The sequence below is a fragment of the Roseobacter sp. YIN89 genome, from assembly GCF_057219365.1.
Map to the genome: position 1 here is coordinate 1,243,928 of NZ_JBXVVD010000002.1, position 15,639 is coordinate 1,259,566.

The window sequence follows — 15,639 nt, forward strand, 5'->3', positions numbered from 1 at the left end:
TCGCCAGTGTCATCACCGGTATCGTCGCCAGTGTCGTCGCCAGTATCGTCGCCAGTGTCGTCACCGGTATCATCGCCGGTGTCGTCACCGGTATCGTCGCCAGTGTCGTCACCGGTATCGTCGCCAGTGTCATCACCGGTATCGTCGCCAGTGTCATCACCGGTATCATCGCCAGTGTCATCACCGGTGTCGTCGCCGGTATCATCGCCAGTGTCATCGCCAGTGTCGTCACCGGTATCATCGCCAGTGTCGTCACCGGTATCGTCACCGGTATCGTCGCCAGTGTCGTCACCGGTATCATCGCCAGTGTCATCACCGGTATCGTCGCCAGTGTCGTCACCGGTATCATCGCCAGTGTCATCACCGGTATCGTCGCCAGTGTCGTCGCCAGTATCGTCGCCAGTGTCGTCACCGGTATCATCGCCGGTGTCGTCACCGGTATCGTCGCCAGTGTCGTCACCGGTATCGTCGCCGGTGTCGTCACCGGTATCGTCGCCAGTGTCGTCACCGGTATCGTCGCCAGTGTCATCACCGGTATCGTCGCCAGTGTCGTCGCCAGTGTCATCACCGGTATCGTCGCCAGTGTCGTCGCCAGTGTCATCACCGGTATCGTCGCCAGTGTCGTCGCCAGTGTCATCACCGGTATCGTCGCCAGTGTCGTCGCCAGTATCGTCGCCAGTGTCGTCACCGGTATCATCGCCGGTGTCGTCACCGGTATCGTCACCGGGTTGTCCATTGCCAACGGGTGTCTCACCACGTTCATTTGCCGCATCGGGACGTTCGTCATCATCCGCGATAGACGCTGTCGCAACGTCTGTCAGCAACAGCGCAAGATCGGGGCATGCTTCGCCCGATTGCTCAAGCAGTTCCAGGTAATTTGGATGTTGCTGGACATACGTCAGGAATTGCTCGTCAATCGTCTCGCAACCGCACAAATCCGTATATCGTTGATTGTCGATCAACGCGCTCGCGTTTTCCATCGTACACTGCTGAAGATCTTCGCCACGTACCAAGGCATGCGCCCCGGTTGGCACTGTCCCAACAAAAACCGCACCAAGCACCAAGACCGATGTGGAAGCAAAAAGTCTATTCTGTCTCATAAAATCATCCTTCGGCGCGCGGTGAGTACTGCGCCGGTACCAAACTCGTTACACATCAACATTCGGCATATGCACCTTTGCCACAATTTTGTCCATATCTGGCCGCATTTCATGATTAATAACGGCAAGATTGTGGCCTTTTGCCTCCTATCGGGTGAACAAACACTTAAGGGTGAGGCAATTGTTTCATAAGGGGGAAACTCCAAAAGGATTTCCCCGATTGTGTAAAATGGCTCTGAACCCCACAAGGGAATGCGCTGGTTGGATACGGCTCAAACCCCCGAAAGGGCCAGCAATTCGGCCACGTCGAGATGCTTTTCCAGATGCATTGCGAGCGCGTCAAGCGTGGCGTCCACCTCTTGCGCGTAGTGCAATGTAGATGCCGCACCCCCCATCCGTCTCAGCCACGCCGAGCGAAACCCATCATGAGAGAACATGCCGTGCAAATAGCTCCCCATGATGCGTCCATCCGGCGATACGGCACCATCAGAGCGCCCCGCAATGCGCGCGAAAGGCCTCGCGCAATCCGGCCCGTGGGTGCGACCGATGTGAATCTCGTATCCCTGAAAATCCTGCAACAGAACAGGGCTGAAAGCTTCAACCTCTCGAAGACTTTTGTCGCCCTCCATGGACGTACACACATCAAGTAGCCCAAGCCCGGGCGTCGCACCGACAGGGCCTTCGATGCCCTGCGTATCGGCCACGTCTTTGCCCAGTATCTGATAGCCGCCGCAGATGCCCAGAATATGGCCTCCACGGCGGTGATGTGCGCGCAAATCGATATCCCACCCTTGAGCCCGCACGAAATCAAGGTCAGCACGCGTAGACTTTGACCCCGGTATCACGACCACATCCGCGTCCCCCGGTATCGCGCGACCGGCCTCCAGCATCGTCACACGTACTCCCGGCTCCTGCATCAACGGGTCCATGTCGTCGAAATTTGCAATTCGGGACAGCCGCAAACACACCACGTGGAGGCCCCCCGCGTCAGCCTCGCTCTGGATGTCCAGCGCATCTTCGGCCGGCAGGCGCCATGCGTCATCAAACCATGGCGCAACACCAAATCCGCGCCAGCCGGTTCTTTCCTCAATAAGCCTATAACCGTCATCAAAAAGCGAAACATCCCCGCGGAACTTGTTTATGATGAACCCCTTGATACGAGCCCTGTCACTCTCGTCCACCACTGCCTGAGTGCCCACGATTTGCGCGATGACCCCGCCGCGGTCGATGTCACCACACAAAACAACCGGGATATCTGCGGCCTCGGCAAAACCCATATTTGCAATGTCGCCTGCACGCAGATTAACTTCGGCCGGGCTTCCGGCCCCCTCGACGATCACAAGGTCGTGGCACGCGCGCAGTCGATTAAAGCTTTCAAGTACTGCACCTAGCAGCTGCGGCTTGAGTTTGGCATATTCACGGGCGCGTACCGTTGCAAGGCGCTTGCCTTGCACGACAACCTGCGCGCCTATGTCGGTCTCCGGCTTTAACAGAACCGGATTCATGTCCACATGCGGCGATAGCCCGCTCGCCAAAGCTTGTAACGCCTGAGCACGACCGATCTCGGCTCCGTCGCCTGCGACGGCCGCGTTGTTCGACATATTCTGAGGCTTGAAAGGCGCAACAGACAGTCCCCGCCGTCGCGCAGCACGGCACAAACCGGCAACGAGCATGGATTTTCCCACGTTCGACCCCGTGCCTTGTATCATCACCGCATTCATTGCACCCACCGCCGATCTGGCTTGTGCCAGCCATTCAGAAAAGTCGTTTCATGTACCTGGAACTGTCCCGCGCATCTTTGTTCGATATCTTTGCCGCTCATGCAAGGTGTTCGTCGCCGTTAGGAGGCAAAGCACAAGATTGGACAGCAACTGCCAGCGGTCGCTTGACAGAGCCGGCATTTTGACAGCATGTCGTCTCAAGCTGGTGCCTGCGAAAGCAGGTGAAAAGGGAATGTGTAGCGCATGATGCGCCGGGCACAGCCGCCCCCGCGACCGTTAAACGGAAAGGGCCCCATCGCCACTGGCATACGCCGGGAAGGCAGGGGACCATGGGCTCAGGCCCGAATCCGCAAGCCGGGAGACCTGCCAGCCGTTGGACTGACGAACCGGACGGGGTGTTTCGGGCTCGGACAAGCAGCGCCTGCGCTGCTGCCCGCGCGCACCCCTTCATGGATGGAGACTGAAGATGAGCACGCCTGCCGAGCTATTGATCTGCGTTAAGTGCCGCAAGACACAAGAGATACCGGAGGATGAACGGCGCCCCGGGCAAGCTTTGTACGACGAAATCATGTCACGGGCGATCCCGAAGGGATTGACAGTGACACCTGTGGAATGCCTGCAAAACTGCGAAGCCGGCTGCACGGTTGCCATGCGTGGCGGCGATCGGTGGACGTATGTGTACGGCAACGTCGATGAGATGTCGCATCCGGACATGCTGCTGGAAGGTGCTGCACTGTATCAAGCGACAACCGACGGATTGATCCCCTGGCGACAACGCCCAGAACACTTCAAACGCAACTGCGTGGCCCGTGTACCGCCACTGACCGAAAAGGCTGAATAAGAATGACTGATCTTGCAAAACTCCCCGTCACCGTGATCACCGGGTTTCTCGGCGCTGGCAAAACCACCCTTATCTCGCACCTGATGAAAAACCCCGGCGGCAAGCGGCTGGCTGTGATCGTCAACGAATTCGGCGACGTAGGTGTGGACGGCGACATTCTCAAAAGCTGCGCGATACCCAACTGCCCCGCAGAAAATATTCTCGAATTGGCAAACGGATGTATTTGCTGCACGGTCGCAGACGATTTCATCCCAACGGTCGAAGCCCTCATGGCGCTTGATCCGCGCCCCGATCACATCCTAATTGAAACCTCTGGCCTTGCCTTGCCAAAACCGCTTCTCAAAGCGTTCGACTGGCCCGATATCCGTTCGCGGATTACTGTGGATGGCGTCATCGCCCTCGCCGACGCCGAAGCCGTCGCAGCAGGTCGCTTTGCACCAGATGTAGATGCGGTTGACCGCCAGCGGCTCGCAGACGAAGGCCTCGACCACGAAACGCCCCTTTCCGAAGTGTTCGAAGACCAGATATCTTGCGCGGACATCATCCTGCTGACCAAAGCGGATCTGGCCGGTTCAGAAGGGATAGCCAAGGCAAAATCGATCATCGCTGCAGAAGCGCCGCGAGCCTTGCCTGTTGTCGAGGTGATCGAGGGCGTGGTTGATCCGCGCGTCATCCTCGGGCTCGAAGCCGCAGCCGAAGACAATATGGACGCCCGCCCCTCTCATCATGATGCTCCCCACGACCATGATCATGAAGACTTTGATTCCGTTGTCATCGACATCCCCGAAGTGCAGGATCCTGCAGAGCTTGTTCAGCGGATCGAAACTCTCGCGCGCGATCAGAATATATTGCGCGTCAAAGGGTACGCGGCCGTCAGCGGCAAGCCCATGCGCCTGCTCGTTCAGGCTGTCGGCGCTCGTGTGCGGCACCAATATGACCGCCCTTGGGCCCCCGGCGAAGCGCGCAAAGGGCGTCTGGTGGTCATCGCAGAGCATGACGACGTGGTCACCAATGACATTTTGAACGTTCTGGCCCCGGCCACCGAACCTGCGGAGTAGGACGCAAAGCGATGCACGTCGTTTTTCGCGAAAGCCACGGTCTGGACGAGGCAGACAGCACGCCGGTCGATTTGGGTCAAAGCCCTGCCGACCTTGTGGTGCTATCTTTCTCTGACAGTGATCTCGGCGCTTTCGCGGAAGGCTGGCGCCGCGGGCAACAAGGTTTGCCGACAGTACGTCTCGCCAACTTGACAGCATTGCGACACCCGCTTTCGGTTGACACCTATGTCGAGCAGACATTGAGCGGCGCAAAAGGCATCCTCATACGCTTGATCGGTGGCGTGCCTTACTGGGACTATGGTTTGCAGCAAGTGATGGCGCTGGCACAGGAAAAAGGCATCGCTCTTGCGGTGCTGCCTGCCGACGGGCGTGTCGACACACGGCTTGACGCGTGCTCGAATCTGCCCGTCTCGACGCTGCGCCGGCTTGCGCATTTATGTGACACAGGGGGCGCGGTCGCGGCACAAGCAGCGCTTGCACAGCTTGCGCTTGCTGCGGGCCTTTATGCATCTCCGGTACGCGGTACCAAGGATCTGCCACTTGTTGGCGCGTGGTCTGCAGATACCGGCGTCTGCTGTCCCTGCGCCGAGATACCTACCGATCCGCGTCAACACCGCATTCTCGTGGTCTTTTACCGATCCTACCTCGTCTCGGCAGATCTCGCCCCCATCGAGGCAATGATGTCCGCCTTTCGCGCAAATGGGTTCCATGTCCGCGCACTCTATGCGCCCTCGCTGAAAGCGCCCGAAGCAGCCGGATGGCTACGCCGGCAGGTATCCGCATACGCCCCGCACGCAATCGTCAACGCAACAGCCTTCAGCGGCAAAGGGGTGGATGGCAGATCCCCGCTTGACGCAGGCAATATGCCGGTTTTTCAGGTGGCGTTGGCCACAAGTACACGCGATGCATGGAAAGACTCCGATCGCGGGCTGTCTCCTGCAGATCTTGCGATGCATGTGGTCCTGCCTGAAGTTGACGGTCGCATCATGGGCGGCGCGGTAAGTTTTAAAGAACCGGGCCAGAAGGACGAAACACTGCAATTTGCGCGTTTCGCGCACCGCCCCGACCACGCGCGCGTGCAGGCACTGGTATCGCGGGTCACAAGTTGGCTCGCCTTGGCGGCCAAACCAAGAGCGGATCGACGCCCCGCGCTCTTGCTGTCAACCTATCCGGGCAAGGATTGGAACATGGGCCACGCGGTCGGTCTGGATGCGCCGGCATCCGCACGGGCTATCCTCGCTGATCTCGCAGATGACGGATACGACGTAGAACCACCGCCACCAGCCTTCGAGCACCGCCTGCTTGCCAGTGACGAAACGCTGTGCCTCAACGAATACAAAAACTGGCTCGCCCGGTTGCCAGCCCCGTTGCAACGCGATCTGCACGAAGCGTGGGGGGCACCCGAACAGGACAGCGCCGTGGCAGATGGTGCATTCCGCTTTAATGTGCTCAGGCTTGGTAAGGCTATCGTGGCCTTGCAACCCGAACGCGGCACAGTCGCCCAGCGCGAAGACGACTATCACGATTTGTCGCGCACCCCTCGCCACGGCTACGTTGCCTTTTATCTGTGGTTGCAACAACAAGTAGATACGTTGGTTCACATCGGGGCCCACGGCACTCTTGAATGGCTGCCCGGAAAATCCGTCGCCTTGTCGGATGCCTGCTGGCCTGAGGTGTTAGTCGGGGCGCTACCGGTAATTTATCCGTTTATCGTCAATGATCCGGGCGAAGCGGCACAGGCAAAGCGCCGCATTGGTGCCGTAACACTGGGGCACGTACCGCCACCGATGCGCGACAGCACAGCACCCGACCGGTTTGCTTCGCTCGAAGCACTGCTAGACGAGTTTTCAAACGCAGATGGTCTGGACCCGAAACGTCGCGACCGCCTGCAGGCTGACATCCGAAACGAAGCGCAATTGCTTGGCGTCGAAAATGACCTCGGGCTGGACCGCGCCAGTTCGACAGCCGAGGCGATTACTCGCATTGACCGGTTTGTTTGCGACATCAAAGAAAGCCAGTTCGGAGAGGGGTTGCACATTTGGGGCCAGCCCGACGACGAGACGCCAGACATTACCCACAGTGCGCAAGCTGAAAGAACCGCGCTGCGCGATGCTCTTGACGGCAAGCGGATCGCGGCTGGCCCGTCAGGCTCACCCTACCGCGGACGGCGCGATGTTTTGCCGACAGGCCGCAACCTTTTTACCACCGATCCGCGCGCAGTGCCGACCAAGGCCGCCTATGCACAGGGCGTAAAACTGGCCGAAGAACTTGTGCGACGCCATTTGCAGGATGAAGGCGATTGGCCGCAAGGTCTGATCGTCGATCTGTGGGGATCAGCCACAATGCGTACTGCCGGCGAAGAATTTGCAATGGCACTGCACTTGCTGGGGGTCAGACCCAAGTGGGACAAAGGCTCTGAAAGGGTTTCGGGTATAGAAATATTGCCGATAACAGAGCTGGATAGACCCCGTATAGACGTAACGCTGCGCGTGTCCGGCCTGTTTCGCGATGTGTTCCCGACGCTGTCCACGCTGTTTACGCAAGCGACCCGCGCGCTCGCGGCACGAGACGAGTCGCTGGACTGGAATCCCTTTTCAGGCCGCGACGCAGAACCGCGCGTCTATGGGCCCAAGCCCGGGAGCTTTGGGCTTGGCATGAGCGGCACGATGGACGACTACACACCCGAAGCCCGTCACGCGGCAGGCGAGGCATGGCTGGCCGCGTCGGCTTGGGCGCTTGACGGTGACACCGCAACACGCGACGAGGAAGGCATCCGCCATCTTGTTGCACAGGCCGATGCCTTTGTGCATCTGCAGGATTTGCCGGAAACAGACCTTCTGCTCGCAAGTGACTACGCAGCGCATGAAGCCGGTTTTGCCGCGGCACAGGCGGCCGTTGGCGGTCAAGCTGCGTTGTACCATCTCGACAACACAGACCCGACACGCCCAAGAGCCCGCGCACTACAAGAAGAAATCGCGCGCGTGGTGCAAGCGCGTGCCGGCAACCCCGACTGGGTCGCAGGCATGCGAGCGCATGGCTTTCGTGGTGCCGCAGAAATTGCCGCGACCCTCGATCACCTTGCAGCGTTTGCACATTTAGCTCAGGTCGTGGGGCCGCATTTATTTGACATTTATCTTGATGCCACACTGGGCAATCCGGAAACCGAAGCGTTTCTGAAGGAAGCGAACCCCGAAGCATACGCGGCGATGCGTGACCGGTTCCGCGCGTTGCAAGAGGCCGGGTTGTGGCAATCACGGCGCAATTCAACACAGGCACTTCTAGAGGCTGCAACATGACTGCGCCCGTCGTGAAAGGGTGGTGCCCCGGCGCGCTTCGCCCCATGCAGTCGGGCGACGGGCTCGTGGTGCGCGTCCGACCCTTTCGCGCGGAGGTAACGCGTGATCAAGCCTTCGCACTCTGCGACATTTCCGACAAATTCGGCAACGGCGTTTTGGATCTTACATCGCGCGCGAACGTGCAAATTCGCGGTGTTCGCGAAGCCTCTCATCCAGATGTGATAAGCGCACTCGCCGCGCTTGACTTGCTGGACCAATCAGAAAAAGTCGAGCGTCATCGCAACATCCTGATGCCCTTTGACTGGCAACAAGATGATCTCACGTATCAGCTACATGATGCGATTGTTTCCATCCTGCCCGACTTGCCCGATTTGCCCGGCAAGATGGGCTTTGCGCTGGACACCACAGGGATACTGCAATTGCAGGACGCATCGGCTGATTTTCGCATTGAAGGTATAACTGGTCAGGTGATCTTGCGCGCAGATGGCAGCGACCACGGATGGCCTCTTGATGGCGATACAAGCCATGTGACCGACGCGATTAAAGAGATGGCACACTGGTTTGTCGAAACGGGTGGGATGCGCACAGGGCGCATGGCGCGCCATCTCGCAACTGGCGCTCGCTTGCCCGAAGCATGGTGCGCAACACCCGGAGCATCCGCCGCGAGCGGCAGCTTGATCGGCTGGCACAATCAGGCGCAGATCGTAGGGATTCCGTTCGGAAAACTTGAAACAGACGCCCTGCGCATTGCGCTGACCGAAAGCAAGGCAGAAAGCATTCGGCTGATGACCAAAAGGCGCCTTGCCTTGCTCAATGGGACAGGGTTGAGCAGCGGCCCTTTTATTTTCGAGCCGGATCACCCGTTGATGTCTGCACACGCCTGCCCCGGCGCGCCCTTTTGCCCTCAGGCCAGCGTGTCGACACTTGATCTGGCGCGCCAACTGGCACCACGGGTAAAAGGCGGATTGCACGTTTCCGGCTGCGTGAAAGGCTGTGCCCACGCAAAACCCGCGGCCATTACGCTCGTGGGGCGGGACGGCAGCTTTGATCTTGTGCGCAACGGAACAACGTGTGACACGCCGCAAGTGACACAGATATCCACCACCGAAATCTCTGCCATGATCGAGACCCTTTAAATGCTTTACGAATACGAAAAAGACGGTGCTGCAATCTACAAGGAAAGCTTTGCGACCATCCGGGCCGAAGCGGATCTCGCCCAATTCGATGATGACGAAGAGCCTATCGCGGTTCGCATGATACATGCCGCCGGAATGGTGGGGCTTGAAAAACACATACGGTTTTCGACGGGCTTTGCTGTCGCCGCGCGACGTGCTTTGGCGAACGGAGCGCCGATCTTTTGCGACGCACGAATGGTGTCAGAAGGCGTGACCCGCACAAGGTTGCCAGCAGAGAATGACGTCATCTGCACATTACACGCAGAGGGCATCCACGAATTGGCGCGCGAGCTTGGCAATACACGATCTGCGGCAGCACTGGAACACTGGCGCCCGCGCCTTGAAGGTGCCTTGGTCGCAATCGGTAACGCTCCAACTGCGCTGTTCCACCTGCTCAACATGCTTCAAGACCCCGCATGCCCGCGCCCCGCTGCGATCATCGGTTGCCCCGTCGGCTTTGTCGGGGCGAAAGAAAGCAAGGACGCACTCTGGGCGGATCAACCTGTGCCCTGTTGCATCGTTGAAGGCCGTCTGGGAGGCAGCGCGATCACTGTGGCTGCGATTAACGCGATTGCGAGCCGCGCAGAATGACAAAGAACGGTACGATCTGGGGTGTGGGCCTTGGCCCGGGTGATCCCGAATTAATGTCAGTCAAGGCCGATCGATTGCTGCGACAGGCATCTCATGTCGCCTTTTTCCGCAAAGCCGGCCGCACCGGACAGGCGCGGCAGATCCTTGGCACCATGCTACGCTCTGACGTCGTGGAAATCGCGATGGAATACCCCGTAACGACCGAAATTCCGCTAACAGACCCACGCTACAACCAGATCCTGTCTGCCTTTTACACTGAAAGTGCCGAACGATTGCGCGCCCTTTCCCGGAAAGGCCTCGACGTCATCATCGTGTCGGAAGGTGATCCGTTTTTCTACGGGTCATTCATGCATCTTTACACCCGTTTGCGCGCCGACTGCCCGATCGAAGTTGTCCCGGCAATTACAGGCATGTCGGCTGCGTGGACAGCCACAGCAGAGCCGGTGACTTGGGGTGACGATGTCATGACGACGCTGATGGGAACGCTGCCGCAAGAGACGCTGGTCACACAGATGAAGCAGGCAGACGCCCTGATTATCATGAAGATCGGACGCAACATCGACAAGATCCGCGCTGCCTTGCGCGAAGCCGGGCGGTTTGAGGCGGCTTGGCTGGTGGAATACGCGTCCATGCCAAACCAAACGGTGCAAAAACTGTCAGACGCAGAGGGAAAGGTTACCCCGTACTTTTCCATCATTATTGTGCACGGTCAGGGACGGCGACCATGAGTGGTTCGGTCATCATCGCGGGCCTCGGACCAGGTAGCGACACGCTCGTCACACCGGAAGTTTCGGATGCGCTGGCACAAGCGACAGACGTCGTGGGCTACATCCCTTACGTCGCGCGCGTCACTGAGCGCCCGGGCCTTACGCTGCACCCTTCGGACAACAGGGTTGAACTGGAGCGCGCGCAGCACGCGCTGGCTCTGGCAGAAGCAGGCAAAACGGTTGTGGTCGTATCTTCCGGTGATCCCGGCGTCTTTGCCATGGCATCCGCTGTTTTCGAGGCTATGGAAACAGGCCCTGAAACGTGGCGCGCACTTGATGTACGGGTACTCCCAGGCATAACAGCAATGCTTGCAGCCGCTGCCGCCGCAGGTGCCCCGCTGGGTCATGATTTTTGCGCAATCAATCTGAGCGACAACCTCAAACCGTGGGCGTTGATCGAAAAACGTTTGCGCTGTGCTGCCGTTGGTGATTTCGCCATGGCATTTTACAATCCGCGCTCAAAATCGCGCCCGGAAGGGTTTGTCAAAACTCTGGCGATCCTTAACGAGGTCTGCGGCGACGACCGCCCGGTAATATTTGCGCGCGCGGTAAGCACACCTGAACAATCGATACGTGTCGTGCCCTTGTCGCAGTGCACACCGGAAATGGCGGACATGCGCACCGTCGTGCTGGTCGGTAACGCCGCGACCCGTATCATCGACCGGGTCGGATCACCAATAATCTATACGCCGAGATCCGCAGCAGGATGACCGATCCAGCGCATAACCTCGTCAACGCTGTGCGCTTCGCGGCGCGCAGGCAGTTGCGGGCGGTCAATCATGATCACCGGAAGCCCCAGCCGCCGCGCCGCGACGATCTTTGCTGCCGCACCGTTGCCGCCAGAGTTCTTCGACACCACGACGTCAATGCCGTGCGATCGCAAAAGGCTTTCGTCTGCGTCGGCAGAGAACGGCCCGCGCGCCGTGATAACCTCGCAATCGGGGAAAGGCGGCGTGTCCATGCCGTCAACGACACGCAACAGGTAGTAATGCTGCGCGTTCGGCGCAAAGTCGGGCAGGTGCTGCCTGCCGACCGCCAGAAAAACGCGCCGGTGCGGACCGCACAAGGCTCGTACGGCAGCCGGGATGTCGGGCACCGAAGTCCATTTGTCACCTTCGGTTTCCTGCCACGCGGCACGTGTCAACGCCAAGAGTGGGATTTCCACTTTCGCACAGGCGGCGACCGCATTGCGGCTCATCTGCGCGGCAAACGGGTGGGTAGCATCGACAACCGCGCGAAAACCCTCCGCACGGAGGTAAGCGGCAAGTCCATCCACGCCGCCAAATCCACCAACGCGCACTGGCAGGGGCTGGCGGGCTGGCGCGTTGACGCGTCCTGCCAACGAAACAACAGCCTTGATGCCAGCATTGGATGCCTGCCGCGCCAAAGCTGCTGCCTCGGTGGTGCCGCCAAGGATCAAAAGGGGTTGCGTCATGGCTGAATGTCCGTGGCTGTCGATCATCGGTCTAGGCGAAGATGGCCCAGATGGGCTTTGCCACGCAAGCAGATCGGCGCTGGATACGGCAGAAATCATCATGGGTCCGCCAAGGCATCTGTCATTGCTCCCGCCACTAAACGCCAAAATTGTAGAATGGCCCGTCCCGTTTGCGCGCGGCGTAGAAGATCTGCTGGCGCTAAGAGGCAAAAAGGTCGCTATGCTGGTATCGGGAGACCCGTTTTGGTTCGGCGCCGGCAGCACTGTTGTTCAACGACTGGCACCGACCGACTGGCAGGCGTTCCCCGGCAAATCGACCTTTTCGCTTGTCGCTGCGCGCATGGGATGGCCCATCGAAAAAACAATTTGCATGGGGCTTCATGCCGCTCCGCTGACCCGCCTGCGCCCGACACTCGCACCCGGACAGCGGATGACCGTACTTTTGCGGGACGGCGACGCGGTGCGGGATCTGATGCAGTTTCTGAAGGACACTGGTTTTGGTGCCTCACACGTCGCGATTTTTTCCGCAATTGGTGGTCCGCGGGAAACGCGCGCCGACGCCACAGCGGATGAATGGGATCGTCCGGCGCCCCAACATCCGGTCTGCGCTGCGGTAGAGGTGGCCGGCAACGGCAACGTGGTACCGCAGGCTTCGGGGTTGCCTGATACGCTTTTTGAAACAGACGGCGTGATGACCAAACGACCAATCCGCGCATTGACGCTTTCCGCCCTTGCGCCACAACCGTTTGAACACCTGTGGGATATCGGCAGCGGATCAGGCAGTATTGCCGTTGAATGGTTGCTGTCGCATCCCGGCACGCGGGCAACCTGTATTGAACCGCGCGCGGATCGCATTGCGTTGATCCGTTCGAACGCTGACCGTCTCGGAGCCGATCGTGTTACTATTGTTCAGGGTTCGGCCCCGCAAATTCTGTCAGAGCTTGAAGCGCCTGATGTGGTCTTCATTGGCGGCGGCCTTACCAAAGATTTGATGGATGACGTGGCTAACCTGCCCGCTGGCACGCGGATCGTAGCCAATGCGGTGACGCTGGAATCGCAATCCCTGCTTGAACAGGCACAAGCCAGCTTGGGGGGAGACTTGCTGCGCGTTGATATCTCCCAAAGCGTTCCCATCGGCACAAAGCGAGGCTGGAAGGCCGCCTACCCTCTCATTCAGTGGAGTTGCGTGCTGTGATCGTCGCCGGTTTCGGATTTTCGACACGCGCAAGCTTAGACAGCCTTGCCGATGCGCTGCGACGCGCGACCGAGGTGTATGAGGTACACGCATTCGCCACACCAACAGATAAGACGGCACTGGTAGGCGCGCTGGCTCGGATTCACAGCGTTCCGGTTCACCCGGTGCCTGCCGCCCAATTGGAAAACATCGAAACACAGACCCAGTCGACAAGATCGATGCAGACAAGGCGCACCGGTTCGGTTGCCGAGGCATCGGCACTTGCCGCCGCTGGCCCCGGCGCTGTATTGCTGCAGGCGCGCGTAGAATCTGCCGACAGGCTGGCAACCTGTGCCTTGGCGCAAGGAAAAAACTCATGACCGTACACTTCATCGGCGCAGGCCCTGGCGCACCCGACCTTCTGACACTCAGAGGTCGTGACATTATCGCCAGTTGCCCAGTTTGCCTGTACGCGGGCTCCCTTGTCCCCGAAGCAATACTGGCGCATTGCCCCCCTGATGCACGCATCATCAACACCGCACCGATGAACCTTGACCAGATCATCGCCGAGATAGAGCAAGCGCATGGCGCCGGTCACGACGTCGCAAGGCTCCATTCCGGGGATTTGTCGGTGTGGTCTGCCATGGGCGAACAGATGCGGCGCTTGCGTGACTTGGGCATTCCCGTTTCGGTCACACCGGGCGTTCCAGCCTTCGCGGCGGCGGCGGCTGCTCTTGGCACCGAACTGACCTTGCCGGGGCTCGGGCAATCGGTGGTTCTCACGCGGACGCCGGGGCGCGCCTCATCCATGCCGGAACGAGAAACCTTAACCAACTTTGCGGCCACGGGCGCCACTTTGGCGATCCATCTGTCGATCCAGAATATTGACAAGGTAGTCGCAGATCTGACCCCGGACTACGGCACAGACTGCCCGGTAGCGGTGGTTTTCCGCGCCACCTGGCCCGACCAAAAAATTATCCGGGCAACGCTTTCGACGATTGCACAGAAACTGGATGCGGACATCACACGCACAGCACTGATACTGGTAGGGCCCGCACTCGCCGGTGAGGGTTTTGATGAAAGCTGCCTTTACGCGGTCGATTATGACCGGCGCTACCGCCCGCAGTCAGCGGCCTCCCCGTGGGCCGGTTGGACACCTGAAAGCGAGGACGCATCATGACCAAGGGTTTGATGGTATCCGCGCCGTCTTCCGGCACCGGAAAGACGACAGTCATGCTGGGCCTGTTGCGCGCTTTGGCCGATGATGGCATGGCCGTGCAACCGTTCAAATCCGGACCGGATTACATCGACCCCGCCTTCCATCAGGCCGCCTGCGGGCGAGCCAGTTTCAACCTTGATGGCTGGGCCATGGGGCCCGACTTGTGGCGGACAATCGCGGCACAGGCCTCAGGCGCAGACATCTGCGTCGGCGAGGGCTCCATGGGGCTGTTCGACGGTGTCGCAACACGCGGCCAGCAGGGTTTCGGTAGCAGCGCCGAGACAGCGGCGGCCATGGGCTGGCCCGTCGTTTTGGTGCTCGACGTCGGCGGGCAAGCGCAATCTGCCGCCGCAACAGCCTTGGGCTTTCGCAATTACCAACCCAACCTGCCATTTGCCGGAGTGATCCTGAACCGTGTGGCGTCGCCCCGGCATGAGCGTCTGACCCGACTTGGTATGGACCGGGCCGGGTTACCAGTTTTGGGCGTTCTCCCAAGGCGCGGCGATCTCGCTCTGCCCGAGCGACACCTCGGGTTGATCCAAGCGGTTGAGCATCCCGATCTTGATGCCGCTATCGCGGGATACGCAGAGTTTTTGCGTGAAAATGTTGACCTTGCCGCGATCAAGGCGGCAGCGCAGGGTAATCCGCTGCCCGAAGCTGCGGCACCTCTGGCACCGCCCGCCCAGCGCATTGCGCTGGCAAGGGATGCCGCGTTCAGCTTTACCTACCCCCACCTTCTGAACGCATGGCGCCGTTCCGGGGCAGAGATCTTACCTTTTTCACCCCTGAACGACGAGGCTCCCGCCCCTGATGCCGATCTGGTGTGGTTGCCGGGCGGCTATCCCGAGTTGCATGCAGGTACTCTTGCGGCAGCGCAAAATTTTCGCGCAGGCTTGCTGAAACATGCACAGACCCGTCCGGTTCACGGCGAGTGTGGAGGCTACATGGCACTTGGCAGCGCATTGATTGACAAGGAAGGCGCGCGCCACCAAATGGCCGGACTGCTTGGTCTCGTTACGTCCTATGAAAAGCGTAAATTTCACCTTGGATACCGCCGCGCCGTTTTGAAAAGCACGCTGCCCGGGCACGACGCGGGCGTGGCACTACGCGGTCACGAGTTCCATTACTCGACGATACTCGACCAGCCAGACGCGCCGCTCGCGGATGTGGCCGACGCCGATGGCAACGCTGTTCCTGAAACCGGATCGGTGGTTGGCAATGTCACCGGCACATTCTTTCACCTGATTTCAAAGGAAGAATAG

Annotated in this window: 14 protein-coding genes and 1 riboswitch; of the genes, 11 read left to right on the forward strand and 3 right to left on the reverse strand. The window is 59.6% G+C overall.

Annotated features, from left to right (window positions below):
* The coding region (locus tag AC2D8V_RS12385) for a hypothetical protein (RefSeq protein WP_484733834.1) at window positions 1-1,100 on the reverse strand (1,100 nt) is incomplete at its 3' end.
* A gap of 272 nt (window positions 1,101-1,372) precedes the next feature.
* Window positions 1,373-2,821 (reverse strand): cobyric acid synthase, encoded by a 1,449-nt coding sequence (locus AC2D8V_RS12390; protein WP_484733835.1) that lies wholly within the window; start codon window positions 2,819-2,821, stop codon window positions 1,373-1,375.
* Window positions 2,822-3,007: 186 nt separating this feature from the next.
* Window positions 3,008-3,206: riboswitch (cobalamin riboswitch) on the forward strand.
* 81 nt (window positions 3,207-3,287) lie between these two features.
* Between AC2D8V_RS12390 and AC2D8V_RS12395 the strand changes: the two genes are divergently transcribed.
* The 7 genes from AC2D8V_RS12395 to cobJ are packed head-to-tail and all read left to right on the forward strand — an operon-like array spanning window position 3,288 to window position 11,259.
* Window positions 3,288-3,662, forward strand: a complete 375-nt coding sequence (locus tag AC2D8V_RS12395; RefSeq protein ID WP_484733836.1) for a DUF1636 family protein — start codon at window positions 3,288-3,290, stop codon at window positions 3,660-3,662.
* Window positions 3,663-3,664: 2 nt separating this feature from the next.
* Complete coding sequence (gene cobW, locus AC2D8V_RS12400; RefSeq protein ID WP_484733837.1) at window positions 3,665-4,720, forward strand: cobalamin biosynthesis protein CobW; 1,056 nt, start codon at window positions 3,665-3,667, stop codon at window positions 4,718-4,720.
* A gap of 11 nt (window positions 4,721-4,731) precedes the next feature.
* Window positions 4,732-8,016: a cobaltochelatase subunit CobN gene (gene cobN, locus AC2D8V_RS12405; protein WP_484733838.1), complete on the forward strand. Its 3,285-nt coding sequence runs from the start codon at window positions 4,732-4,734 to the stop codon at window positions 8,014-8,016.
* Window positions 8,013-9,152, forward strand: a complete 1,140-nt coding sequence (locus AC2D8V_RS12410) for a cobalamin biosynthesis protein CobG (protein WP_484733839.1) — start codon at window positions 8,013-8,015, stop codon at window positions 9,150-9,152. The genes cobN and AC2D8V_RS12410 overlap by 4 nt, the downstream gene beginning before the upstream one ends.
* The gene (locus tag AC2D8V_RS12415) at window positions 9,153-9,782 is read left to right on the forward strand and encodes a precorrin-8X methylmutase (protein WP_484733840.1); all 630 of its coding nucleotides are present in this window, start codon (window positions 9,153-9,155) and stop codon (window positions 9,780-9,782) included. It begins immediately after the preceding gene.
* Complete coding sequence (gene cobI, locus AC2D8V_RS12420) at window positions 9,779-10,510, forward strand: precorrin-2 C(20)-methyltransferase (RefSeq protein ID WP_484733841.1); 732 nt, start codon at window positions 9,779-9,781, stop codon at window positions 10,508-10,510. The genes AC2D8V_RS12415 and cobI overlap by 4 nt, the downstream gene beginning before the upstream one ends.
* Window positions 10,507-11,259, forward strand: a complete 753-nt coding sequence (cobJ, locus tag AC2D8V_RS12425) for a precorrin-3B C(17)-methyltransferase (protein ID WP_484733842.1) — start codon at window positions 10,507-10,509, stop codon at window positions 11,257-11,259. The genes cobI and cobJ overlap by 4 nt, the downstream gene beginning before the upstream one ends.
* Here cobJ and AC2D8V_RS12430 read toward each other — a convergent pair.
* Complete coding sequence (locus AC2D8V_RS12430) at window positions 11,232-11,984, reverse strand: cobalt-precorrin-6A reductase (protein WP_484733843.1); 753 nt, start codon at window positions 11,982-11,984, stop codon at window positions 11,232-11,234. The genes cobJ and AC2D8V_RS12430 overlap by 28 nt on opposite strands.
* Here AC2D8V_RS12430 and cbiT point away from each other — a divergent pair.
* From cbiT to AC2D8V_RS12450, 4 genes are read left to right on the forward strand one after another with little or no spacing between them, the layout of a single operon-like run.
* Window positions 11,983-13,179, forward strand: a complete 1,197-nt coding sequence (cbiT, locus tag AC2D8V_RS12435; RefSeq protein ID WP_484733844.1) for a precorrin-6Y C5,15-methyltransferase (decarboxylating) subunit CbiT — start codon at window positions 11,983-11,985, stop codon at window positions 13,177-13,179. The genes AC2D8V_RS12430 and cbiT overlap by 2 nt on opposite strands.
* A complete protein-coding gene (locus AC2D8V_RS12440) occupies window positions 13,161-13,538 on the forward strand; it encodes a cobalamin biosynthesis protein (protein WP_484733845.1) in 378 nt (125 codons plus the stop codon). The genes cbiT and AC2D8V_RS12440 overlap by 19 nt, the downstream gene beginning before the upstream one ends.
* The gene (gene cobM / locus AC2D8V_RS12445) at window positions 13,535-14,338 is read left to right on the forward strand and encodes a precorrin-4 C(11)-methyltransferase (RefSeq protein ID WP_484733846.1); all 804 of its coding nucleotides are present in this window, start codon (window positions 13,535-13,537) and stop codon (window positions 14,336-14,338) included. Before AC2D8V_RS12440 ends, cobM begins: the two co-directional genes overlap by 4 nt.
* On the forward strand, window positions 14,335-15,639 hold the full coding sequence (locus AC2D8V_RS12450) for a cobyrinic acid a,c-diamide synthase CobB (protein WP_484733847.1): 1,305 nt from the start codon (window positions 14,335-14,337) through the stop codon (window positions 15,637-15,639). Before cobM ends, AC2D8V_RS12450 begins: the two co-directional genes overlap by 4 nt.

What these genes read in the sequence shown, in the direction of transcription:
- AC2D8V_RS12410 (WP_484733839.1), top strand. Translation starts at nt 8,013, where the DNA reads ATGACTGCGCCCGTCGTGAAAGGGTGGTGCCCCGGCGCGCTTCGCCCC.
- AC2D8V_RS12390 (WP_484733835.1), bottom strand. Translation starts at nt 2,821, where the DNA reads ATGAATGCGGTGATGATACAAGGCACGGGGTCGAACGTGGGAAAATCC.
- AC2D8V_RS12430 (WP_484733843.1), bottom strand. Translation starts at nt 11,984, where the DNA reads ATGACGCAACCCCTTTTGATCCTTGGCGGCACCACCGAGGCAGCAGCT.
- cobM (WP_484733846.1), top strand. Translation starts at nt 13,535, where the DNA reads ATGACCGTACACTTCATCGGCGCAGGCCCTGGCGCACCCGACCTTCTG.
- cobI (WP_484733841.1), top strand. Translation starts at nt 9,779, where the DNA reads ATGACAAAGAACGGTACGATCTGGGGTGTGGGCCTTGGCCCGGGTGAT.
- cobJ (WP_484733842.1), top strand. Translation starts at nt 10,507, where the DNA reads ATGAGTGGTTCGGTCATCATCGCGGGCCTCGGACCAGGTAGCGACACG.
- cobW (WP_484733837.1), top strand. Translation starts at nt 3,665, where the DNA reads ATGACTGATCTTGCAAAACTCCCCGTCACCGTGATCACCGGGTTTCTC.
- AC2D8V_RS12450 (WP_484733847.1), top strand. Translation starts at nt 14,335, where the DNA reads ATGACCAAGGGTTTGATGGTATCCGCGCCGTCTTCCGGCACCGGAAAG.
- cobN (WP_484733838.1), top strand. Translation starts at nt 4,732, where the DNA reads ATGCACGTCGTTTTTCGCGAAAGCCACGGTCTGGACGAGGCAGACAGC.
- cbiT (WP_484733844.1), top strand. Translation starts at nt 11,983, where the DNA reads ATGGCTGAATGTCCGTGGCTGTCGATCATCGGTCTAGGCGAAGATGGC.
- AC2D8V_RS12395 (WP_484733836.1), top strand. Translation starts at nt 3,288, where the DNA reads ATGAGCACGCCTGCCGAGCTATTGATCTGCGTTAAGTGCCGCAAGACA.
- AC2D8V_RS12415 (WP_484733840.1), top strand. Translation starts at nt 9,153, where the DNA reads ATGCTTTACGAATACGAAAAAGACGGTGCTGCAATCTACAAGGAAAGC.